At 56.4% G+C, this 18,966-nt stretch carries 17 protein-coding genes; 6 read left to right on the plus strand and 11 right to left on the minus strand.

Going from position 1 to position 18,966, the window contains the following annotated elements:
• The first annotated feature begins 13 nt into the window (after positions 1 to 13).
• The 6 genes from ispD (at position 14) to QQL78_RS21345 (ending at position 9,148) form a co-directional block, all read left to right on the plus strand.
• Positions 14 to 736, plus strand: a complete 723-nt coding sequence (gene ispD / locus QQL78_RS21320; RefSeq protein WP_284376892.1) for a 2-C-methyl-D-erythritol 4-phosphate cytidylyltransferase — start codon at positions 14 to 16, stop codon at positions 734 to 736.
• Between the two features lie 95 nt (positions 737 to 831).
• On the plus strand, positions 832 to 1,905 hold the full coding sequence (locus QQL78_RS21325; RefSeq protein WP_284376894.1) for an OmpA family protein: 1,074 nt from the start codon (positions 832 to 834) through the stop codon (positions 1,903 to 1,905).
• Positions 1,906 to 1,924: 19 nt separating this feature from the next.
• Entirely contained in the window at positions 1,925 to 3,391 is a 1,467-nt protein-coding gene (locus tag QQL78_RS21330; RefSeq protein WP_284376896.1) for a caspase family protein, read from the plus strand.
• A gap of 397 nt (positions 3,392 to 3,788) precedes the next feature.
• Positions 3,789 to 5,351, plus strand: coding sequence for an LVIVD repeat-containing protein (locus QQL78_RS21335; protein WP_284376898.1), 1,563 nt, complete (start codon positions 3,789 to 3,791; stop codon positions 5,349 to 5,351).
• Between the two features lie 350 nt (positions 5,352 to 5,701).
• Positions 5,702 to 6,745: a TAXI family TRAP transporter solute-binding subunit gene (locus tag QQL78_RS21340; RefSeq protein WP_284376899.1), complete on the plus strand. Its 1,044-nt coding sequence runs from the start codon at positions 5,702 to 5,704 to the stop codon at positions 6,743 to 6,745.
• A gap of 78 nt (positions 6,746 to 6,823) precedes the next feature.
• A complete protein-coding gene (locus QQL78_RS21345) occupies positions 6,824 to 9,148 on the plus strand; it encodes a TRAP transporter permease (protein ID WP_284376901.1) in 2,325 nt (774 codons plus the stop codon).
• Here the strand turns inward: QQL78_RS21345 and QQL78_RS21350 are convergent.
• The 11 genes from QQL78_RS21350 to QQL78_RS21400 form a co-directional block, all read right to left on the minus strand.
• Positions 9,145 to 9,942 carry an ABC transporter substrate-binding protein gene (locus tag QQL78_RS21350; protein WP_284376903.1) on the minus strand — a complete coding sequence of 266 codons (798 nt, stop codon included), beginning with the start codon at positions 9,940 to 9,942 and terminating at the stop codon, positions 9,145 to 9,147. The two genes, QQL78_RS21345 and QQL78_RS21350, sit on opposite strands and share 4 nt — an antisense overlap.
• Positions 9,939 to 10,655 (minus strand): ATP-binding cassette domain-containing protein, encoded by a 717-nt coding sequence (locus QQL78_RS21355; protein WP_284376905.1) that lies wholly within the window; start codon positions 10,653 to 10,655, stop codon positions 9,939 to 9,941. The genes QQL78_RS21350 and QQL78_RS21355 overlap by 4 nt, the downstream gene beginning before the upstream one ends.
• Positions 10,649 to 11,353, minus strand: a complete 705-nt coding sequence (locus QQL78_RS21360) for an ABC transporter permease (protein ID WP_284376906.1) — start codon at positions 11,351 to 11,353, stop codon at positions 10,649 to 10,651. The genes QQL78_RS21355 and QQL78_RS21360 overlap by 7 nt, the downstream gene beginning before the upstream one ends.
• A gap of 27 nt (positions 11,354 to 11,380) precedes the next feature.
• A complete protein-coding gene (locus QQL78_RS21365; RefSeq protein WP_284376907.1) occupies positions 11,381 to 11,509 on the minus strand; it encodes a hypothetical protein in 129 nt (42 codons plus the stop codon).
• A 52-nt stretch (positions 11,510 to 11,561) separates the two neighbouring features.
• The gene (locus tag QQL78_RS21370) at positions 11,562 to 12,755 is read right to left on the minus strand and encodes a formate dehydrogenase subunit gamma (RefSeq protein WP_284376908.1); all 1,194 of its coding nucleotides are present in this window, start codon (positions 12,753 to 12,755) and stop codon (positions 11,562 to 11,564) included.
• A gap of 81 nt (positions 12,756 to 12,836) precedes the next feature.
• Complete coding sequence (fdh3B, locus tag QQL78_RS21375; RefSeq protein WP_284376910.1) at positions 12,837 to 13,430, minus strand: formate dehydrogenase FDH3 subunit beta; 594 nt, start codon at positions 13,428 to 13,430, stop codon at positions 12,837 to 12,839.
• Positions 13,431 to 13,442: 12 nt separating this feature from the next.
• Positions 13,443 to 16,511 (minus strand): formate dehydrogenase subunit alpha, encoded by a 3,069-nt coding sequence (locus QQL78_RS21380; protein ID WP_284376911.1) that lies wholly within the window; start codon positions 16,509 to 16,511, stop codon positions 13,443 to 13,445.
• Between the two features lie 115 nt (positions 16,512 to 16,626).
• Entirely contained in the window at positions 16,627 to 16,818 is a 192-nt protein-coding gene (locus QQL78_RS21385; protein WP_284376913.1) for a twin-arginine translocation signal domain-containing protein, read from the minus strand.
• A 58-nt stretch (positions 16,819 to 16,876) separates the two neighbouring features.
• Positions 16,877 to 17,482 carry a TorD/DmsD family molecular chaperone gene (locus QQL78_RS21390; protein WP_284376914.1) on the minus strand — a complete coding sequence of 202 codons (606 nt, stop codon included), beginning with the start codon at positions 17,480 to 17,482 and terminating at the stop codon, positions 16,877 to 16,879.
• The gene (locus QQL78_RS21395) at positions 17,479 to 18,105 is read right to left on the minus strand and encodes a DUF3306 domain-containing protein (RefSeq protein ID WP_284376915.1); all 627 of its coding nucleotides are present in this window, start codon (positions 18,103 to 18,105) and stop codon (positions 17,479 to 17,481) included. Before QQL78_RS21395 ends, QQL78_RS21390 begins: the two co-directional genes overlap by 4 nt.
• Complete coding sequence (locus tag QQL78_RS21400) at positions 18,102 to 18,632, minus strand: DUF3305 domain-containing protein (protein WP_284377010.1); 531 nt, start codon at positions 18,630 to 18,632, stop codon at positions 18,102 to 18,104. The genes QQL78_RS21395 and QQL78_RS21400 overlap by 4 nt, the downstream gene beginning before the upstream one ends.
• Positions 18,633 to 18,966 lie beyond the last annotated feature (334 nt).

Below are 18,966 nucleotides of genomic sequence, written 5' to 3' on the forward strand. Positions count from 1 at the left end.
AGTGGTCGCTGATATGAGCGATTCACCTGCACACACGGATAGAAAAACCGCGATTTTGATTGTCGCTGCCGGGCGTGGCCGCCGGTTTGGTGCGGACACGCCGAAACAATATCTGCCGGTTGCTGGTATTTGCGCGCTGCGCCGATGTCTGGATATGTTTCTGGATTTGTCAGAGGTTGCCCATGTCCAGACGGTGATCCACCCGGATGATCGGATGCTTTATGCGCAGGCCTTGCGAGGGGTAACGGACAGCCGACTTTTGCCTGCGGCTTTTGGCGGGGAGACACGGGTGCAATCGGTGATGAACGGGTTGCAGGCATTGGCCGGTCACACCCCGGATTATGTGCTGGTGCATGACGCGGCGCGGGCCTTTGTAACACCGCGCATCGTGCGCGAGGTGATCGGGGCACTTGCGACGTCTGATGCGGCTTTTGCCGCCCTGCCAGTGGTGGACGCCCTGTGGCGGGCAGAGGGTGGTGTCGCGAAAACGCCGGTGGCGCGGGACGGTTTGTGGCGGGCACAGACTCCACAAGGATTTCACTTTGAAGTCTTGCAACAGGCGCATCTCGCTTATTATGGTGATGCGGCAGATGATGTCGAAATCGTGCGCGCGATGGGGACAGAGGTGGGAATTGTGCGCGGGGATACCGCGAATTTCAAAATCACCACACCGGATGATCTGTTGCGTGCAGAGCAATTTGTGTCGGGCCGCGACACAGATCGGGCAGATCGATAAAAAATCTGTGGCTCGACAGTCGGTGTCGTGCAAGACTGTCTTTGATTTTAGCATAACCGTCCTTGCCCGGATTTTCGAGCATATAGGAGAAGACAATGATTTATTTGAGTAGTTTCCGCGCTGTCGTTCACGCCTTTTTGCTGGCCACCGCCGTATCGTTTATGGCGATTGGCCAGAGCGCAGAGGCGCAGCAAAATCCCTTTGCCGGCGGCTGGACCCTGCAATCCGAGATGTCCGCCCTGAATTTTCAGTCGGTGAAGAAACAGACGGTGGTGGAATCCAGCAGCTTTGCCACGCTGGAGGGCACCATCGCACCGGATGGTGCGACCGAGGTGCGGGTATTGCTTGATTCCGTTGATACCAAAATTGATCTGCGCAATGTGCGCATGCGGTTTTTGTTTTTTGAAACCTTCAAATTCCCCAGTGCCACGATCACCACCCAGATTGATGCGGCGGTGTTAAGTGACCTTGCGCAGGTTCGGCGCAAAACTGTGCCGGTAAGCTATACGATGGACCTGCATGGGATCAGCAAGACATTTGATGCAGAGGTTGCCGTGACTCTGTTGAACGAGGATCTTGTATCGGTGGCCAGCACCACGCCGATTTCGGTCAGTGTGGATGAGTTCAACCTGACCGAGGGGTTGGGTAAATTGCAGGATGCGGCGAATGTGACGATTGTGCCCTCTGCCACGATTTCATTTGATTTTGTTTTTGCGCGCAACGGTACAACGGCGGATGCCGCTCCGGCGGCAACAGAAAAACCGGAATCAGTGGCGCTTGAGGTTGAGGGTGATTTTGACCGCGAGGCCTGCAAGGGTCGGTTTGAAATCCTGTCGCGGACCGGGAACATCTATTTCCCTTCTGGCAGTGCTCGTCATGATGCCAAGAGCGAACCCTTGCTGAACAGCTTGGCCGGTATCATCGCCCGTTGTCCCAATATGGTTATCGAAGTCGGTGGCCATACGGATTCTGTTGGCAGCGATAGCAACAACCAGATCCTGTCGGAAAAACGGGCGGCCTCGGTCAAACGGTATCTGCAATCACGCGACCTTAACCCGGAGGTTTTGGTGAGCAAGGGATACGGTGAAAGCAGTCCGATTGCGACAAACGATACCAGTGAGGGACGTTGGGCAAACCGGCGCATTGAATTCAAAGTGCTGAGTAACTGATGACAAAAGGGCGTTGAACGTGAGAGTAACGATTGGCCGGATGGCCCTGTTGATTGCTGTGATGGTTTGGGGGATGGCCCAGAGTGTATTGGCGCAAACCGACGGACCGCGCATTGCGCTGATCGTCGGCAATGGCGGCTATAGTTCGGTGACCCCATTGGACAATCCGGTGCCTGATGCTGAACTGATGGCCAGAACGCTTGAGGCGCGTGGTTTTGAGGTGACGGTGTTGTCGGATGCCAATCAGGTGACCATGAACCGCGCCATTGCCCAGTTTGGTCGCGATCTGCGCAAAGGTGGCAAGGAGGCGACCGGCCTGTTTTACTACGCGGGCCATGCGGTGCAATCCTTTGGGTCGAACTTCCTATTGCCGACCGATGCCAGCCTTGGCAATGCGGCGGATCTGAGCCTTGTTGGTGTACCGGCACAGGCGGTGCTGCGTCAGATGTTTTCGGCCAAGAACAAGACCAATATCGTTATTCTGGATGCCTGCCGGAACAACCCGTTTGATGCCATTCCAGAGCTGAACGACAATGGTCTGGCCGAGATGAAATCGCCCACCGGCACGTTTCTGGCGTATTCCACGGCTCCCGGCGCGGTGGCGTTGGACGGCACGGGGGACAACAGCCCCTTTACCAAAGCGCTGGCAAACCAAATTCCGGTTGCCGGTGTGCCGATTGAGCAATTGTTCAAGAATGTCCGTGTCGAGGTGATTGCGCAGACCGATGGGCGGCAAACGCCTTGGGACAGCTCATCCTTGACCGGGGATTTCTTTTTCACTGCTGGCGTTGCGTTAAGCGAAGAAGAGCAGGCCGAGGAACAATTATGGGCATCGGTCAAGAACAGCACGGATCCGGTGCCGGTTGTCCTGTTTATGCGTGGCTATCCGAATAGCAAATACATTGATGAAGCACGGGATTTGCTGGATCGTATCGTCGATGCGGAACGCACCCCGGCAGAAGAACCTGTGGACACCACGGCAGAGCAACAGCGCCTGATTGGTCTGGCTCAAAGTTCGGGCGAGGCTGCGGATTATGAAGCCTATCTGTCGGCGTTCCCTGAAGGGATTTATGCCGAATTTGCTGCCTTTGAGTTGAAGATTCTGGCGGAAAAGGCGGAGCGCGAAACGGCAGAGCCATCGACAGACGACAGCGTTGTTGTGGCGTCCCGCGCGGCGGCGGTGCCAATGGGGCCGGAACTGACCTTTCAGATGCCGTTCACCGGTGGTGACCCTGCGATCATCGGCAAAAGCATTGAGGAGCTGGTGACTCTTTCGCCACTGTTCGCCCCGATTGAAGGTTTGCCTGAGGAGCTGTGGAAGGAACAGAGCTGTTCAAATTGCCATCAGTGGACCAAGGACGCGCTGTGTACCCAAGGCACCACATATGTGAAGGCGGATAATGACAATGCTGTTTCGAAAAAGCATCCCTATGGCGGTGGTTTCAAACTGAACCTGCGGGCCTGGGCATCAGGTGGCTGTAAGTAGCGGCAGCTGTTTCGTACTTTCCATTATTTCCTAAGTGTTTGAGTGTGCCATCGTTTTGGCACCCTACCAACAGTTGTAGGTATGCGCTCAACTTCGCCAGTGTGGACCCACCAAGACCGCCCGCGGTCCCGCTTTAGCTATTGGTTTTATCGATATCGAGTTTTGCAGGTTCGGACTAGGAGAGCCGACCGATCGATATACGCTCATGGGCGTCGGGGACCGGGAGTTGGGTCCGACCGTGTGGGCGCAAGAACGACGTCAGCCTGCTGGTTTTGAAAACTACCCCGCGAAAGGGAAGAATATGCATACCATGAGTTTGAACAGTCGCAATTTTGGCAAGGTTGCCGGGAGCAGATGGCGCACAGCTAACCTATGTACGAAGTTAGCTGCCTCCGTTTTGGCAATAGGGTTCGCCTCCTGTGGCGCAGCACAGGAAGCGACACATCCAGATCCTGCTTCTTACGGACTGGATCCAGAAACAGGTGTCTTTACGCACCCAGAGGCCGCGCCCTTTTATGCCTATAGCGGTCCACGTCGGTTTGAGGGCAGCTTGGAAGCGCTTGATGACAAGACATATATCAAGAACATGAAGGTAGAGGCGCAATGGCCCATCGTGGTCAAGCCGGGCCATTCCTGGCAGCATACCGTCGACATGGATGGTAGCCGTTATATGATCCACTACTATCGCCACATTCTGAAGATCTACGATATTACAAACCCCAAGGAACTCGAGATCATTCTTGAAAAAACCTATGAAGATGGTGAGTGGTTTGGGGCGGCGTCGATTGCCTTTAACGAAGAACTACAAAAATGGATTATGATCCAATCATTCGAGGTTCCACGCTCGATTGGCGGGTTGAAGGGCAAGAAATATGACAGCCCGGAAGCCGTCGAAGCGATCAAAAACGCCAAGGCGTTTCGTGGCGTGCGTATCTATGAAATGGATAGCATTACAGAGTGGACACAGATCGCTGAAATCAGCACCAACACCCTGAACCCGCATGGCACGAAACAGGAAGGGTCCGGTGCGCTTGATGTTCCGAACTATAATGGCGGCAAGTATGCTTTCATCACGGCGGCCCCTGACAATACATTCACCAATATTGAGTATCCGAACTATATCTATTCACCTGCTCAGATGATCCTTGATGTTGAAGACCCCTATAATCCAAAATGGGTCTCCACATGGTGGGTGCCGGGGCAACGCTTGGGCGAGGAAAAGCAGTATAAGGAATGGCGACAGTACGGAAATCGTGTTTCCTGGACTGGTGCGCGTTTGCCCATATCTACCCCCGTTCCATTGGATGAAGGTGGCAAATATGGCTACACGGTTATGGGTGGATTAGGCTTTCACGTTCTTGATCTTGAAGATCCCGCCAATCCCACGGCCCTGGGAAGCATAGATTTGCCGGTGAACGTAGGTGGTGTTGAAGGGGACAACATCGACGTCACACGGGTTGAGTCGCGCGGTATCGTTTTGGCGAATGGCTATCCCATGAACGAAGATTGTTACGAGCCCTACAAGGATATTTACGTAATTGATGTGAGTACGCCGGATGCGCCCGAGATCATTTCGACCTTGCCGCGTCCCACCCCACCGAAAGAGGCGGCCTTCACCGATTTTTGCCAGCGTCTGGGTAAGTTTGGCCCCAAACGGCCCACACCGTTCTTTGCGCCGGGGGAAGCGGATGAAAACCTTGCGATTTACCCGTTCAACAACGCTGGCGTTCAGATCTTTGATATCACCGACCCCATGAATGCGACGATTGCGGGATATTTCATCCCGCCGATGACGGATGATCTGAATGATCCACGATCCTACATTACGCCGGTCGAAAGCATCTTTGTTGAATGGGACAGAAACCTTATCTGGGCCTTCGCGAACTCGGGTATGTATCTGTTGAGTGCTGATGTGCTGGGTGAACCCAACTTTGGCCCTGTTGACCCCATTCAAAACTGAAGGGTTCAGTGAAGGGCGTACAGTCATAAACTTCTTGGGGGCAGCTTCGGTTGCCCCCAAAGCTTTCAGGGAGCGAAGATGCCGACGACGGTGGCCTCATTGCGGCACCGATACCGGCCAGAATACACCCAATGCATTTCTAAACTAAGCTGACAATGCAATTTCAAAGGCATGTCGCCCCCTTTGCTACGGGTTTGAGTGTGACACGAGGGTCGCGGGGCGTGACAAAGGCGGGTGGATTGGGGTTTGATAAATCGGGTTCAGCCATAGCAGATCATAACAAATAGCTTGCCCTGACAATTCGCCTTTGAGAGGCTCTGAATATGGAAAGCTGATTTCGGGTGTGACCTATGAGACTGACAGGATTTGCTCTTCTGCTTGCGGGTACCCTGACCGCAACGGCAGCGACGGCACAGGTTAATATTACTGCTGAAACCACCAGTCCGGGCGGATCGACCTATCTGGCCACCAGCCATATGGCCGAAATTGCCGGGACAAGCGGGATCGCCAATATTCAACTGCTTGATGGGCAGACCCTGACCAACTCCTTGCAGAATGTCGCCGAGGGCAAGACCGATATTGCCAGTACCCCGCATGTTTTGCCGTTTCTGATGAGCCGTGGTGTGGGTCCTTTTGGCAAACTGGGGGCGGAACGCGGGGCGGAGCTGGCCAGCAATCTGCGGGCTGTTTACCCTTATACCTTGGGTATATTTTTCCTTTATGCCTATGACGCCAAGGGCCTATCCGGCTGGGACGGGCTTGCCGGGAAAAAGGTTTTTAACGGTCCCCCACGCGGGGGCGCTTTGACCAATGCGCGTGCAATGATCCAGATCATCACAGGATTGAAGGATGGAGAGGGGTATGAGGGGATTCAGTCCAATTGGGGGCAAGCCACCTCCATCATCAGCGGCGGAGAGCCGGACGCTGTTGTCTTGCCAGAGCTGTTTCCCAGCGGGCGGATTTCAACCCTTGGCGCGGCAGGCCGGCTAACCGCGTGGTCGATGCCAAAGGAGGTTTACGAAAGCGAGGCGATGCAGAAATACAGTACCGCACCGGGCAGCGCGCCGTTTACCGCCCCCGTGTCAGAGCTGTCGGCAATTTTGGGTGACAACTGGCAGCTTGTGTCAGAAGACGATACCTTTCGTGCCTTTGCCACCATCGGCGGGGATGTGGTGCATAAGGATATGGATGAGCAATTGGTGTACGATCTGGTCGCGGCCTATATCGCCTCTCTGGATGCGCTGAAGGCCAAGGCCCCTTTTGGCAATACGGTGAATTATGACAATCCGGGTCTGGGCATGTGCGGGGCCAATCCCATCACATATCACAAGGGTGCCGCACGGGCATGGGAAGACGCGGGATATGAAATCCCCGACTGTGCCAAAGACAGCTAAGCGGCGTGCGCAGAACATGGGTTGTTGCCGGTGCGGTGCCGAACCGCAATGCTGTTGAGGCCGTAGAAAGGGGATAGATTGAACGCTGACAACGCCGAGCGCCCCTTGGCGGTTTTTCACAATCGCTGGCTTTATGCCCTTGCTTTGGGTTTCGTCCTACTTGGGATGATCCACAGCACCCCCGCCATCCCCGGCTGGACAGAGCTCTGGCGCGCGCTTAGCGGCAATGACACGTTGCGGGTTCGTTCCTTCGCCACCGAATGGTTCTACCCCCTTGTTTTCCTTGTGATGATGGGGATTGTTGCGCTGAACCACTCCATGTGGCGGGCATGGCGGGGCACGCCGCATGCGTGGTTTGGCCTGTTGATGGATGTTGCGTTGGTCGGGGCGGCGGCCCTGATCTCTTTGACCTTTCTGATCGAGATCGACAGTGTTTGTCTGATTGATTTGCTGAATGGAGATCGGGCGCGTCTGATTGCCCAGACTCTTGAGGCAGAAATTGCCTTTGCCAGGGACTATGGTCTGCCGCTGCCGGATACCGTGGATGATCCGCAATGTGTCAGCACCACCGGGGTCTGGCTGGTGATGATCATGGGTGCCTGCATGTTGGTGTTTCTGGGATATACCGTCAGGGTCTGGGGCCTGTCGCTGGTGCTGGTGGCGTTGGCGATGGCACTTTACACCATTGGAACCGTGCTGGTGTGGTATTTTCACGGGCCTGACGACATCAATAAATATCTGATGACCAAACTCGGCGGTGAGCCACGCAGCTTTCTGGACGGTCGGCCCAATGTGCATGATGCGCTGGTGAACAACGCCTCCGGGATGTTCGGGCGGTTCATCTATGTCATCATGAACGTGGTGTTCCCCTATATCGTATTGGGCGCGATGTTTGGTAAATCTGCGGGTGGTCGGACGTTGATCAAACTTGCCGTGCGCTGGACACGTCATTTGCGTGGGGGACCGGCCCATGCGGCGATTATCTCTTCTGCGATGTTTGGCACGATCACCGGCGGGCCGGTCAGCAATGTGATGTCGACCGGTGTTCTGACCATTCCGATGATGATCAAGCGCGGGTTTTCACCAACCTTTGCCGGTGGGGTGGAGGCGGCGGCATCTTCCGGCGGGGCCATTATGCCGCCAGTGATGGGGGTGGCGGCGTTTGTTCTGGCGGCAATGACGGCAACCCCTTACGGCGACGTTATTATCGCAGCGACCATTCCCGCGCTTGCCTATTTCTTTTGTCTGTTCCTGACGGTGATGTTTCAGTCGCGCAAACAGGGGATCCATGCCGATGGTGCCTTGAGCGAAGATATGTTGATGTCGCGCCGCGATATTGTGCATCTGTTGCAGATTGTCCTGCCGATCCTGTTGATTCTGACGTTGCTGCTGACGCCAAAGGATGCGGTTGGCTGTGGTGTTCTTGGCTGGCTGATGGGTGTTGAAACCACTACGTTTGACGGGGTCTGCCGCGCGACGGGTCTGCCGTGGATCTTGCAGGTCTATCAGAATGCGGCAGGGGATGCGGGCGGTACCGGTTGGTGGGGTGCCGTCTTTGTGTTCCTGTTGTTGTTTCTGGACCGGGACTTTCGCAAGGCCCCGCGCAGGGCGCTGGATGCATTGGCAGAGGCGGGCATCCTTGTTTCGTCCCTCTATCTGATGTTTCTTGCGGTGACTGTGATTGATGTCTGTCTGAACTTCACCGGCCTGTCGAAGTTTGTTGCAACTGATGTGCTGCGCTTCCTGCTTGCGCTGGATCTGGGCGGGCAGGGGGCCGTGCCGTTTAAACTATTGGCCCTTGGGGTGACCGTGGTGCTGGCCGTATTTCTGGGCATGGGGATGCCTGCGGTACCGGCCTATATCAATGTTGCCTTGTTGATGGGGCCGCTGTTGATTGGGCTCGGCATTGCGACGTTTACGGCGCATATGTTCATCTTTTACTTCGCGGTTGCATCGGCGATCACGCCGCCGGTTGCGCTGGCGGCATTTGCTGCGGCAACCATCAGCAAAACCGAACCGATGGCGACGGGGATCAGTGCGGTCAGATCCGGGATCGTGATGTTTTCAATCCCCTTTGTCTTTGCGTTTTATCCCGAGCTGTTGCTTGTGGAACAGGCCCTTGTCGATCCTTCCAGCCTAAGCAACGATTTTCTGCCCGGCTATGAAAACGGGGTGCAGATCCTGCCCTTGTTCGGCCTGCTGGCCCGGCTTGTATTGGCGCTGTTTCTCGTGGCCAGCGCGCTTGCGTGTTTTGACAAGGCCCCCCTTGGGCATGGGTGGGTGATTTGTCGGCTGGCCATTGCGGTTGGGCTTTTGGCACGGCCAGAGCCTATCTATCTTGGGGCGGTTGCGGTGGGCATTGCTGTGCTTGCCCACCACAGGTTTCGAATAGTGTCGCCTTAGGGCTTGGCGTTGAACACAAACAGGGCTTCGCCGTTGATCTTATAATCATTGATCAATTGCGCGGCCTTGTCGGACACCAGCCAGTTTTCCAATGCAGCGGCGGCATCGGTGTTGACGTGGGGGTGGCGTTCGGGGTTAACCGGCAGATAGGCATATTGATTGAACAACACCGGGTCACCAGCGAACAGCAGTTCAAGCCCGGCCTTATTGCCAAAGTTCAGCCAGCTCGCGCGGTCCGCCATAATATAGGCATCAAGCCCGGATGCGGTGTTCAGGCTGGCCCCCATGCCTGCCCCAACCGCCTTGTACCATGGGCCAAAGGCCGCCGGGTCAAGGGATGAAGCCTTCCACAGGGACAGCTCCTTTTTATGGGTGCCGCTGTCATCGCCCCGGCTGACAAAGGGAGATTGGGCGCCGGCGATCAATTGCAAGGCGTCAACGGTGGTATCGCTGCCCTTGATCTTGGCCGGGTCGGCAGCAGGGCCGATCAGGACAAAGTCGTTATACATGATTTCACGACGATGGGTGCCGTGACCCGCGGCAAGAAATGCCTCTTCGGCAGGTTTGGAATGCACAAGAATGGCGTCGACGTCGCCGGCTTCGCCCAAGCGGATCGCCTGTCCCGTACCCACGATCAGCAATTGCACCTCAAGGCCGATGTCCTCCTGGATGACGGGCAACAGGACGTCTGACAGACCAGAGTTGTTAAAGCTGGTTGTCACTGCAAGCTTCATGGTTTCAGCGTTCAGCTGTGTCGTAAAGAAAAAAAGCAGGGCAAGAACGGTACGGATCATTCGACGATATCTCCTTTGAGGAATGCCTTTGCCTCGGATGTGCGCGGGCTGTTGAAAAATTCGGAAGCAGGGCCGCTTTCATGCAGGGCACCGCCCAGCAGGAACAGGATGTTCGTGGCCAGCCGTCTGGCTTGACCGATGTCATGGGTTGTCATGATGATTTTTGTTCCCGCAGTGGCTGCGGCGGTTAAAAGGGATTCAATCTCGCGGGTAGAGCGGCCATCAAGATTGGCGCAGGGTTCATCCAGAAACAGCACCTTGGGCTGACGGATCAGCGCACGCCCCAAGGCGAGCTTTTGTTTCTCGCCACCGGACAGGCGCGGGGCGGGGGAGTCCAGCGCGTCCTGAAGGCCGATGTTGCCTGCCCATTGGTCCACGCGGCGGGTAATCTCGGATTTTGGCAGCCCCAGAAGCTGAAGCGGATAGGACAGGTTTTGCCGTACCGACCGGCGCAGCATGATCGGGCTTTGAAAGACATAGGCCTGTGCCTGCCGCGCCTGATCATCGGGAACCGACCATTGCACCGTTCCGCCAGAGACACGTTCAACCCCATGCAGCACCTTGAGCAGGGTGGTTTTGCCGGCACCGTTGGGGCCAATCACCATGGTGAACCCCGCGCCGCCAAGGTCAAGGTTGATCGGCCCCAGCACGGTTTTACCGCGCCGTTTGACCACCACATCGGCAAGGGAGACTGACATTTGCGGATCTACCATGTGCCCTCGCGTTCGGTGCGTGACAGGGCGTGAATGGTCAGGTTGACCACCAGCGCCAGCGCAATCAGGACAAAACCCAATCCAAGTGCAAGGGCAAAATCGCCCTTACCGGTTTCCAGTGCGATTGCCGTTGTCAGCACCCGTGTCGCATGATCGATGTTGCCACCGACGATCATGATGGCACCGACCTCGCCAATGGCGCGGCCGAACCCGGCCAGGGCAGCTGTCATCAAAGTGCGCCTGCCGTCCCAGATCAGGGTCATCACCCGTTGGCGTTTGCTGGTGTTCAGGGAAATCAGCAGGTCATGATATTCCGCCCAAAGCTCGCGCATCGCCTGATGGGTGATGGAGGCAATCAACGGGGTGATGATAATCACCTGCGCAATGATCATCGCCGTGGGTGTGAACAACAAGCCAAGCACACCGAATGGCCCTGAACGTGACAGCAACAGGTAAACGATCAGCCCGACGACAACCGGGGGCAGACCCATCAGCGCGTTTAACGTGGCAATTGCGGTGCGGCGGAACCGGAAGCGGCGGATGGCCAGCCAGGTGCCAAAGGGCAAGGCGATGGCCGAGGCCACAACCAAGGCCGAGAGGCTGACGCGCAACGACAGCAGGGTGATTTCCACAAGGTCCGCATCAAGCGTAAAAATCAGGCGGAAAGCCGCCTGCATACCGGCCCAGATGTCGTTCATTGTGGTTTCCTACCGGCCCTGTTGGGTTCAGTTGTCAAGTCTTACCGAAGAGCTTGACGTGCGGTCCTGGCTGGAGAACCCGGCCTGTTTAAGAACCACATTTGAGCCGACAGCAATGACGGCTACGGCCAGAAAAGCAAGCATCATGGCTTTCATCTTTGATCTCTCCCTGCACCGTGGGGTGGAATTGATGTGTTGGTGTACATTGTTATTGCGCCGGTGGGGTATTGGATGTGCCCGTGTTCTTGTCCATCACCTCTTCAACCCAGAGGGAGTGATGTTCACGCGCCCATTGTTCTTCGACCTCGCCGCTGGTCATTGCATCCGCGGCACCTTCCATGCCGACGGTCCCGATATAGATATGCGCCAGAATAACCGCCATCATCAGAAAGCTCATCATGGCATGCCACAGCTGGGCGTATTGCATTTCCTCATGGGGTGCCAGCACCTCGCGCAGCTCTCCCAGGCCAAGTGCGCCGGAGATACCCAATGCGTTCAGCTTGGCGAAGGTTGCGGCAAACATGTTGATCTCGAAGGGGAACAGCAGGGACAGGCCAGAGACAGAAATGGAGGTTCCCAGTACGATCACGGACCAGAAGATCATCTTTTGCCCAGCATTAAATTTTTTGGCCGGCGGGTGGCCCTTGGAAAAGATGCCGCCCCCTTTCAGCAGCCAGTTGATATCGGTGCGGTCGGGCAGGTTGTGGATGACCCACATGACAAAGACCATCACCAGCCCCAGCATAAACGCCCATGATACGTTGTTATGCACCCATTTGGAGCCGACGGCGAGGAAGGCAAAAGCCTCATGGCCGAATGCGGGGATCAGCACTTTGCGTCCGAATAGGGAGATCAGCCCGGTCAGCCCCAGCAGGATGAAGGATCCCGCCAACAGCCAATGGCCGAAACGTTCGATCATCTTGAAGCGCAGGATTTTATGGCCGGTCTTCTCACCGTCGATCGTGATGCGCCCGCGGATCAGGTAGAACAAGGCCAGCAAAACGAGCGTACCGATCAGCAGATAAGCCCCATAGGTTGCCAGCGGCCCCTCACGAAAGCGCAGCCATCTCATGCCGCCGTCCTGAATCAGAACCGTCGCCGCCGGGCCCTTGTTGGAGGCCCTCACCTCAGCGGTGTCAAACCGCAGGGCACGCCAGAGTTCAGGATCAGAAGCCCCGCCCAATGTGCCCAGTTGCTCAGCCATGCCGGCGGCGCTGTCAGGATCGCCGGTTGCCTGACTGCGGAAACTGTTGTCCACATCCTCGCCACGCTGGCGCGCCAGAATATCGTCAAGAGTCTGCGCACCGCCAGTGGCACTGCGATCAGGTGTCGCGGCGTCTTGGGCATTTGCAGTCGAAATAAAAGACAGGGTCAGCAATAAAGCGATCAGGGCGCGCAGCATGTCAGATCCTTAGTGGATGTTTGTCGAAAAGGGCGACCCGTCGGATCGCCCTTTGGTGTTCACATAGTCGGATGGTCGGTATCAACCGCCTTTTTGATCGTAGGCTGTACCCCAGCCCCAGGCACCCGAACCGAAACCGCGTGCAACCACCCGCTCGCGGTAGATGCCGGAGACGACGTCACCATCACCCGCCAAAAGCGCCTTGGTTGAGCACATCTCGGCGCAGATTGGCAGTTTGCCTTCGGCGATCCGGTTGCGCCCGTATTTGGCGAATTCTGCCGTCGAGTGGTTTTCCTCGGGGCCACCGGCGCAGAAGGTACATTTGTCCATCTTGCCGCGGGATCCGAAGTTGCCAGCCTGCGGATATTGCGGTGCGCCAAACGGGCAGGCGTAGAAACAATACCCGCAGCCGATGCACAGATCCTTGGAGTGGAGAACCACCCCTTCTTCGTTCTGGTAAAAACAATCTACCGGACAGACGGCCATACAGGGCGCATCGGAACAATGCATACAAGCGACCGAGATTGACCGCTCCCCCGGTTTGCCGTCGTTAATCGTGACGACCTTGCGCCGGTTGATGCCCCAAGGGACCTCATGTTCGTTCTTACAGGCGGTGACGCAGGCGTTGCATTCAATGCAGCGTTCGGCGTCGACGAGAAACTTTGCTCTTGCCATTGGTTAGTCTCCTTATGCTGCTGAAATTTTGCAGAGAGTACATTTTGTCTCCTGCATTTGCGTGACTGAGTCATAGCCGTAGGTCTGTGCGGTGTTGGTACTTTCGCCCAGAACATAAGGGTCGGCACCGTCGGGGTATTTGCTCCGCAGGTCCTCGCCTTCAAGATGGCCACCAAAGTGGAACGGCATAAAGGCAACGCCTTCACCCACCCGTTCAGTGACCATGGCCATCACTTTGACCTTGCCACCTTCGGGACCTTCAACCCAGACCTGTTTGCCGTCACGTACCCCAAGGTTGTTGGCGTCGCGTGTATTGATTTCGACAAACATGTCCTGCTGAAGTTCGGCCAGCCAGGGGTTTGAGCGGGTTTCATCACCACCACCCTCATATTCCACCAGACGACCGGAGGTCAGGATGATGGGGTAGTCTTTGCTGAAATCCTGTTTCTGGATCGAGGCATACATGGTCGGAAGGCGGTAGAACTTGCGATCCTCATATGTTGGGTAATCCTCAACCAGATCACGGCGGTTGGTATAAAGCGGCTCGCGGTGGACCGGGATCGGATCCGGGAAGGTCCAGACAACCGCACGGGCCTTGGCATTGCCAAAGGGCGCACATTCATGCGCAATCGCAACCCGCTGGATGCCGCCGGAAAGGTCGGTCTTCCAGTTGATTTTGCTGGCCTTCTCGTTGAAGTCCGACGGGAAGGGCGACATGGATTGTTCGCCTACTTCTTCGGATGCACCCTGTGTGCCTGTGCCGGAGGTCAAACCGCTGGCGGAAGAGGTATCCGTTGCTTCCTCTCCATCATCGGAATTGCCGACATCCCCTTCTTTGACGTCACCAAGCGAAACACCGGCAACCTGTGCGATTGAACGGCGCTCTGCTTCTGTCAGCTCGCTGTCCCAGCCCAGATCAACCAGCATCTGGAAGGTGAATTCGGGATAGCCGTCCTGAATATCGGAATCCTTGCTGTAGACGCCTTCGGCCAACAGGTTGTCGCCGTCACGTTCCACACCAAAGCGGGCACGGAAGGTCAGACCCCCCTCAGAGACACGTTTGGACATGTCATAAAGGTTGGGTGTGCCGGGATGGTTCATCTCTGGCGTGCCCCAGCATGGCCATGGCATCCCATAGTAGTCGCCATCTGCGGGGCCACCAACGGCCTGCAAGGTGGTGCGGTCAAAGGTATGCTGGTTCGCCATATGCTTCTTGATGCGCTCGGGCGACTGGCCGGTATAGCCGACAGTCCACATACCACGGTTGAATTCACGGGTGATGGATTCAACATTTGGCGTTTCGGAATCGTCCATTTCGATGTTGCGGAACAGACGGTCCGCCCAGCCGAATTTATTGGCAAATTTGGCTATGATGACCTCATCCGGCAGGCTTTCGAACAGCGGATCAACCACCTTGTCACGCCACTGGAGTGACCGGTTTGACGCTGTGACAGAGCCACGCGTTTCAAACTGGGTACAGGCAGGCAACAAATAGACGCCATCGGTGCGGTCATGTAGAACGGCGGAAACTGTTGGATAGGGGTCGATCACGACCAGCATATCCAGCTTTTCCATCGCCGTTTTCATTTCCTTCTGACGGGTCTGCGAGTTTGGCGCATGACCCCACAGAACCATGGCCCGCACCTTGTCCGGGTTGTCCATGTTGTCAGGATCTTCCAGCACCCCGTCAATCCAGCGCGACACCGGAATACCGGTGAGGTTTTGCAGTGACTTGTCCTTGCCGTCGGAGTCTTTGGTCATCGCGAACTGGTTTTTCAGCCAGTCGCTGTCTTCACCCCAAACGCGGCCCCAATGTGCCCAGGCGCCTGCGGACAAACCATAATAGCCCGGCAGGGTGTGAGACAGAACGCCCAGATCGGTCGCGCCCTGTACGTTGTCGTGGCCACGGAAGATATTGGTGCCGCCGCCTTCGGTGCCCATGTTGCCAAGAGCCAGCTGAAGCACACAATAGGCGCGGGTGTTGTTGTTCCCGTTGGTGTGCTGTGTGCCACCCATACACCAGATTACGGTGCCGGGACGGTTGTTCGCCAGGGTGCGCGCAACGCGGCGCAGCTGTTCGCCCGGCGTACCGGTGACGCGTTCAACTTCTTCAGGTGTCCATTTGGCCACTTCGTCCTGAATCTGGTCCATGCCCCAAACACGGGTGCGGATGAATTCCTTGTCTTCCCAACCATTTTCAAAAATATGCCACAGGATACCCCAGACCAGCGCCACATCGGTGCCGGGACGGAAACGCACATACTCATCAGCATGGGCCGCCGTGCGGGTGAAACGCGGATCACAGACGATCACCGGCGCGTTGTTCTGTTCCTTGGCTTTCAGCACGTGAAGCAGGGACACGGGATGCGCCTCGGCAGGGTTGCCGCCGATGATAAAGATCGCTTTGGAATTGTGGATGTCGTTGTAGCTGTTGGTCATGGCGCCGTAGCCCCATGTATTCGCCACACCAGCAACTGTGGTAGAGTGACAGATACGCGCCTGATGGTCGACGTTATTGGTGCCCCAATAGGCCGCGAACTTGCGGAACAGATAGGCCTGTTCGTTGTTATGCTTGGCAGACCCCAACCAGTACACGGAATCCGGACCCGACTCTTCGCGGATGTCCATCATGCCATCGCCGATTTCGTTGATCGCCTGATCCCATGAAATGCGCTTCCATTCGCCGCCTTCTTTTTTCATCGGATACTTGAGACGGCGTTCGCCATGGGCATGTTCGCGTACGGCAGCCCCTTTGGCACAATGTGCGCCAAGGTTGAACGGGCTGTCCCAGCCGGGTTCCTGCCCGGTCCAGACGCCATTGCTGACCTCTGCGATCACGGTACAGCCCACGGAACAGTGGGTACAGACGGATTTGATGGTTTCAACGGCACCGTTCACAGCGGTGGCGGCGTTGGCCTGTGTGACCGACCCGGCAGTTGCCGAAATTGCGGCAAGCCCCCCGATGGCCAGACCGGACCCGCGCAAAAACGCGCGGCGGTCTACAGATTTTTCAGCGATGTCAGACAGGATGCCGGTCCGCTGGGGGCGTCGCGCAACCCCGTTGGTCTTTTTCCTTAGCATTTTGGGTCTCCCTTGCTTACGCGGGCTTGGCCCGTGCTTGCTTGGTTAATGTTGTGGCCTCAGACAGTCGGGCGTCACGCAACCAGTCGTCTTTGGATCGTTTGTTTACGGCGTCCTAGAAACGGGCGCTGTCGAGATATGCGCGGGTATGCGCGGTGTCTTGCATCGTTTCGGATGCCAGATCGGCCGGTTTGGCATCAGCAGCTGAAGTACCAGCGGCAAGTGCCACGGCGGCAGCTGGCGCAGCAGTTCCCGCCAGCTTGAGAAAATCGCGGCGGCTTGAACCGTCTTCGGTCTTCTTGGTCATGGGGATGTCTCCCTCCCTTGTGATGGCGGGCATCCCCACCGGTTAAACACGGTCCTGATCAGGCCGCTGTCATTCTGAACGCTTCGCGCTCAATCTCCATAAAGGCCCGTCCGACGCTGCCCACAGACGCGTAGAGGACTGAATTTTTTGCCGCTTCAAGATCGGAAAAGAAATGTCCGGCCCAAGGCGCGATATGTCTGTTGAAGAAGACCTTCTGGTCCGCAAGATCCGCAGGTTTGGTAAAACGCCCGACAATCATGCCGCCCATCATTTCCATCAGGGAGGCGATATTGTCTTCGGGTTCATAAACATTGGGCGAACGGGTCATCCCGCGCGTGGACATATCAGTGCGCAGTGTTGCCAGCGGTTTTTCGTTCAGAAATCCAGTCAGATAATAGCTGGCGTAGGGCAAGAGTTCGCCCCGACCCAATCCAACAAACAAAGCGTTGAATTCGCTCTCGACCTTCTTGGGCTTGGACACCCGCGCAACGCGCGACAGGGCACCAATTGCCTTGCCAAGTTCACTGTCATCGCCAGACAAGCCAGTACATTGATCCAACAGCATCTGTCCCGGCGGCCCAGATAGCATCAACCCGATGAAATTGTACAAATCAGCGCGCAAACGGTCCTCGGAAGGAATTTTATAGTCTTCGGCAGCGTTCACGCGACGCTCTCCTTGATAGTGAATTTCATCCTGCGCGGGGTTGGTCCAGAACGAACATCATCCGCATCCTCATTTGGGGCGTCAACCGATGCGATAGTCGTAGATGCCGTCTGGTCCGCCGACACAAGAGTGTCGTGTTCTGCGTCATCGGGTTGCATTGGTGCCTCGTCGGTTTCGGGTGTTTCGGGATCCTGCACCTCTGGCGGGTTCTCGCGTTCCTCTGCCTGACGGGCCATTTCCTCTATGTGTTTCAACATGCCTTTGCCGACCTGATAGGCGGTTTGCATGTTCTCGACGACCATCGCGGAATCGGTGAAATCCTCGCCATAATCGACCAGCATATCAACGTTTGCCAACACCGGGTTGGAACGCCAGAGCATGCGTAAGGCCCGCCGCCGGATCCTGTCCGGCACCGCCTTGGCCATGAAGGCCGAAAAATCGTCACCCATTTTCAAAAGATCCGGGTCGGGCAGATCCAGTTCTGCCAAAATCTCTGCGTCGGTCTTTTCTTCCAGGGCCAAATGCTCTTGCTGCAAGGCCTGTTCTTCCAACGCACGTTTGGCCGCCTGTTCCTCGGCCTGTACGCCCGCCTTGCGGCGCGCCCAGAAATCACCGCGGCTCATTGCAGTGCCGCCTTCTTGGAGGGTGCGCGATAGACGTCAGAGGTCTGGCGGATGCGGGCATCGCCAATGCCGTCTTCCTGTCGGTCCACGCGGGATTTGTCCCGCCGCCGTTTGATAAAAACCTCATCTTCGTGATGCAATTCGACATAGTCACGAATCCACGCGATCAGCCCTTCGGGCATCGGGATCTTTTCGACCAGCTCCTCGCCGGTATCAGCGTAATCCTGCGCCTCATAGGGAGAGGCCGTTGCCAGAACAACCTCAAGTGGATGTGGGTCGTTGGTTTCGCGCATCACCACGTAAATCGCGGGAATTTTGGCTGAAAGCCCGTGCAGATAGGCCTCGGTATCGGTGCGAAACAGCTCAAGCGGCAGGGTCGCGGCGTGGTATTCGACGGCGTCACCATCACGGCGCAGCTCTTTCCAAGTGGCGTCACCTGCACCGGGCAACACGGCAACCGCCTGCCAAACATGTGATACCCAACGTGTGACGCCGGGCACCCTGCGAATGACAATACCCAACGGCATCGAAATAGAATTTCGTGTGTTTATGGTCAAAAGACCCCCAGACTTTTCTTTTGCATGCGGCGAGTTTGACCGAGTGCGCAGCAAAGGCAACGTGTTTTTTAGTCGTAGTTGGGCCAGTTGGGGAATTTTCTGCGATGCAGAAATTCTGGTTTTTCAAGAAACTGTCCCATTGCGCATCGGTTTGGGTACATTTTGCTCATTTTTAGCGGTTTAGAGCTTCTTGAAATAAAATTGCTTTGCAGATGCAGCAATGTCTCCAGCTGGCCACAAGGTGCAGAAACTTGGTTTACGTTCACGGTGAATCGCGTCTAGCCTGATGGACGCGCGACAGTTT

The sequence above is a fragment of the Sulfitobacter pacificus genome, from assembly GCF_030159975.1.
GTDB lineage: Bacteria > Pseudomonadota > Alphaproteobacteria > Rhodobacterales > Rhodobacteraceae > Sulfitobacter > Sulfitobacter pacificus.

Coding starts and splice junctions, on each gene's coding strand:
- ispD (WP_284376892.1), top strand. CDS start 14: ATGAGCGATTCACCTGCACACACGGATAGAAAAACCGCGATTTTGATT.
- QQL78_RS21325 (WP_284376894.1), top strand. CDS start 832: ATGATTTATTTGAGTAGTTTCCGCGCTGTCGTTCACGCCTTTTTGCTG.
- QQL78_RS21340 (WP_284376899.1), top strand. CDS start 5,702: ATGAGACTGACAGGATTTGCTCTTCTGCTTGCGGGTACCCTGACCGCA.
- QQL78_RS21350 (WP_284376903.1), bottom strand. CDS start 9,942: ATGATCCGTACCGTTCTTGCCCTGCTTTTTTTCTTTACGACACAGCTG.
- QQL78_RS21355 (WP_284376905.1), bottom strand. CDS start 10,655: ATGGTAGATCCGCAAATGTCAGTCTCCCTTGCCGATGTGGTGGTCAAA.
- QQL78_RS21360 (WP_284376906.1), bottom strand. CDS start 11,353: ATGAACGACATCTGGGCCGGTATGCAGGCGGCTTTCCGCCTGATTTTT.
- QQL78_RS21365 (WP_284376907.1), bottom strand. CDS start 11,509: ATGAAAGCCATGATGCTTGCTTTTCTGGCCGTAGCCGTCATTGCTGTC.
- QQL78_RS21370 (WP_284376908.1), bottom strand. CDS start 12,755: ATGCTGCGCGCCCTGATCGCTTTATTGCTGACCCTGTCTTTTATTTCG.
- fdh3B (WP_284376910.1), bottom strand. CDS start 13,430: ATGGCAAGAGCAAAGTTTCTCGTCGACGCCGAACGCTGCATTGAATGC.
- QQL78_RS21380 (WP_284376911.1), bottom strand. CDS start 16,511: ATGCTAAGGAAAAAGACCAACGGGGTTGCGCGACGCCCCCAGCGGACC.
- QQL78_RS21385 (WP_284376913.1), bottom strand. CDS start 16,818: ATGACCAAGAAGACCGAAGACGGTTCAAGCCGCCGCGATTTTCTCAAG.
- QQL78_RS21395 (WP_284376915.1), bottom strand. CDS start 18,105: ATGAGCCGCGGTGATTTCTGGGCGCGCCGCAAGGCGGGCGTACAGGCC.
- QQL78_RS21400 (WP_284377010.1), bottom strand. CDS start 18,632: ATGCCGTTGGGTATTGTCATTCGCAGGGTGCCCGGCGTCACACGTTGG.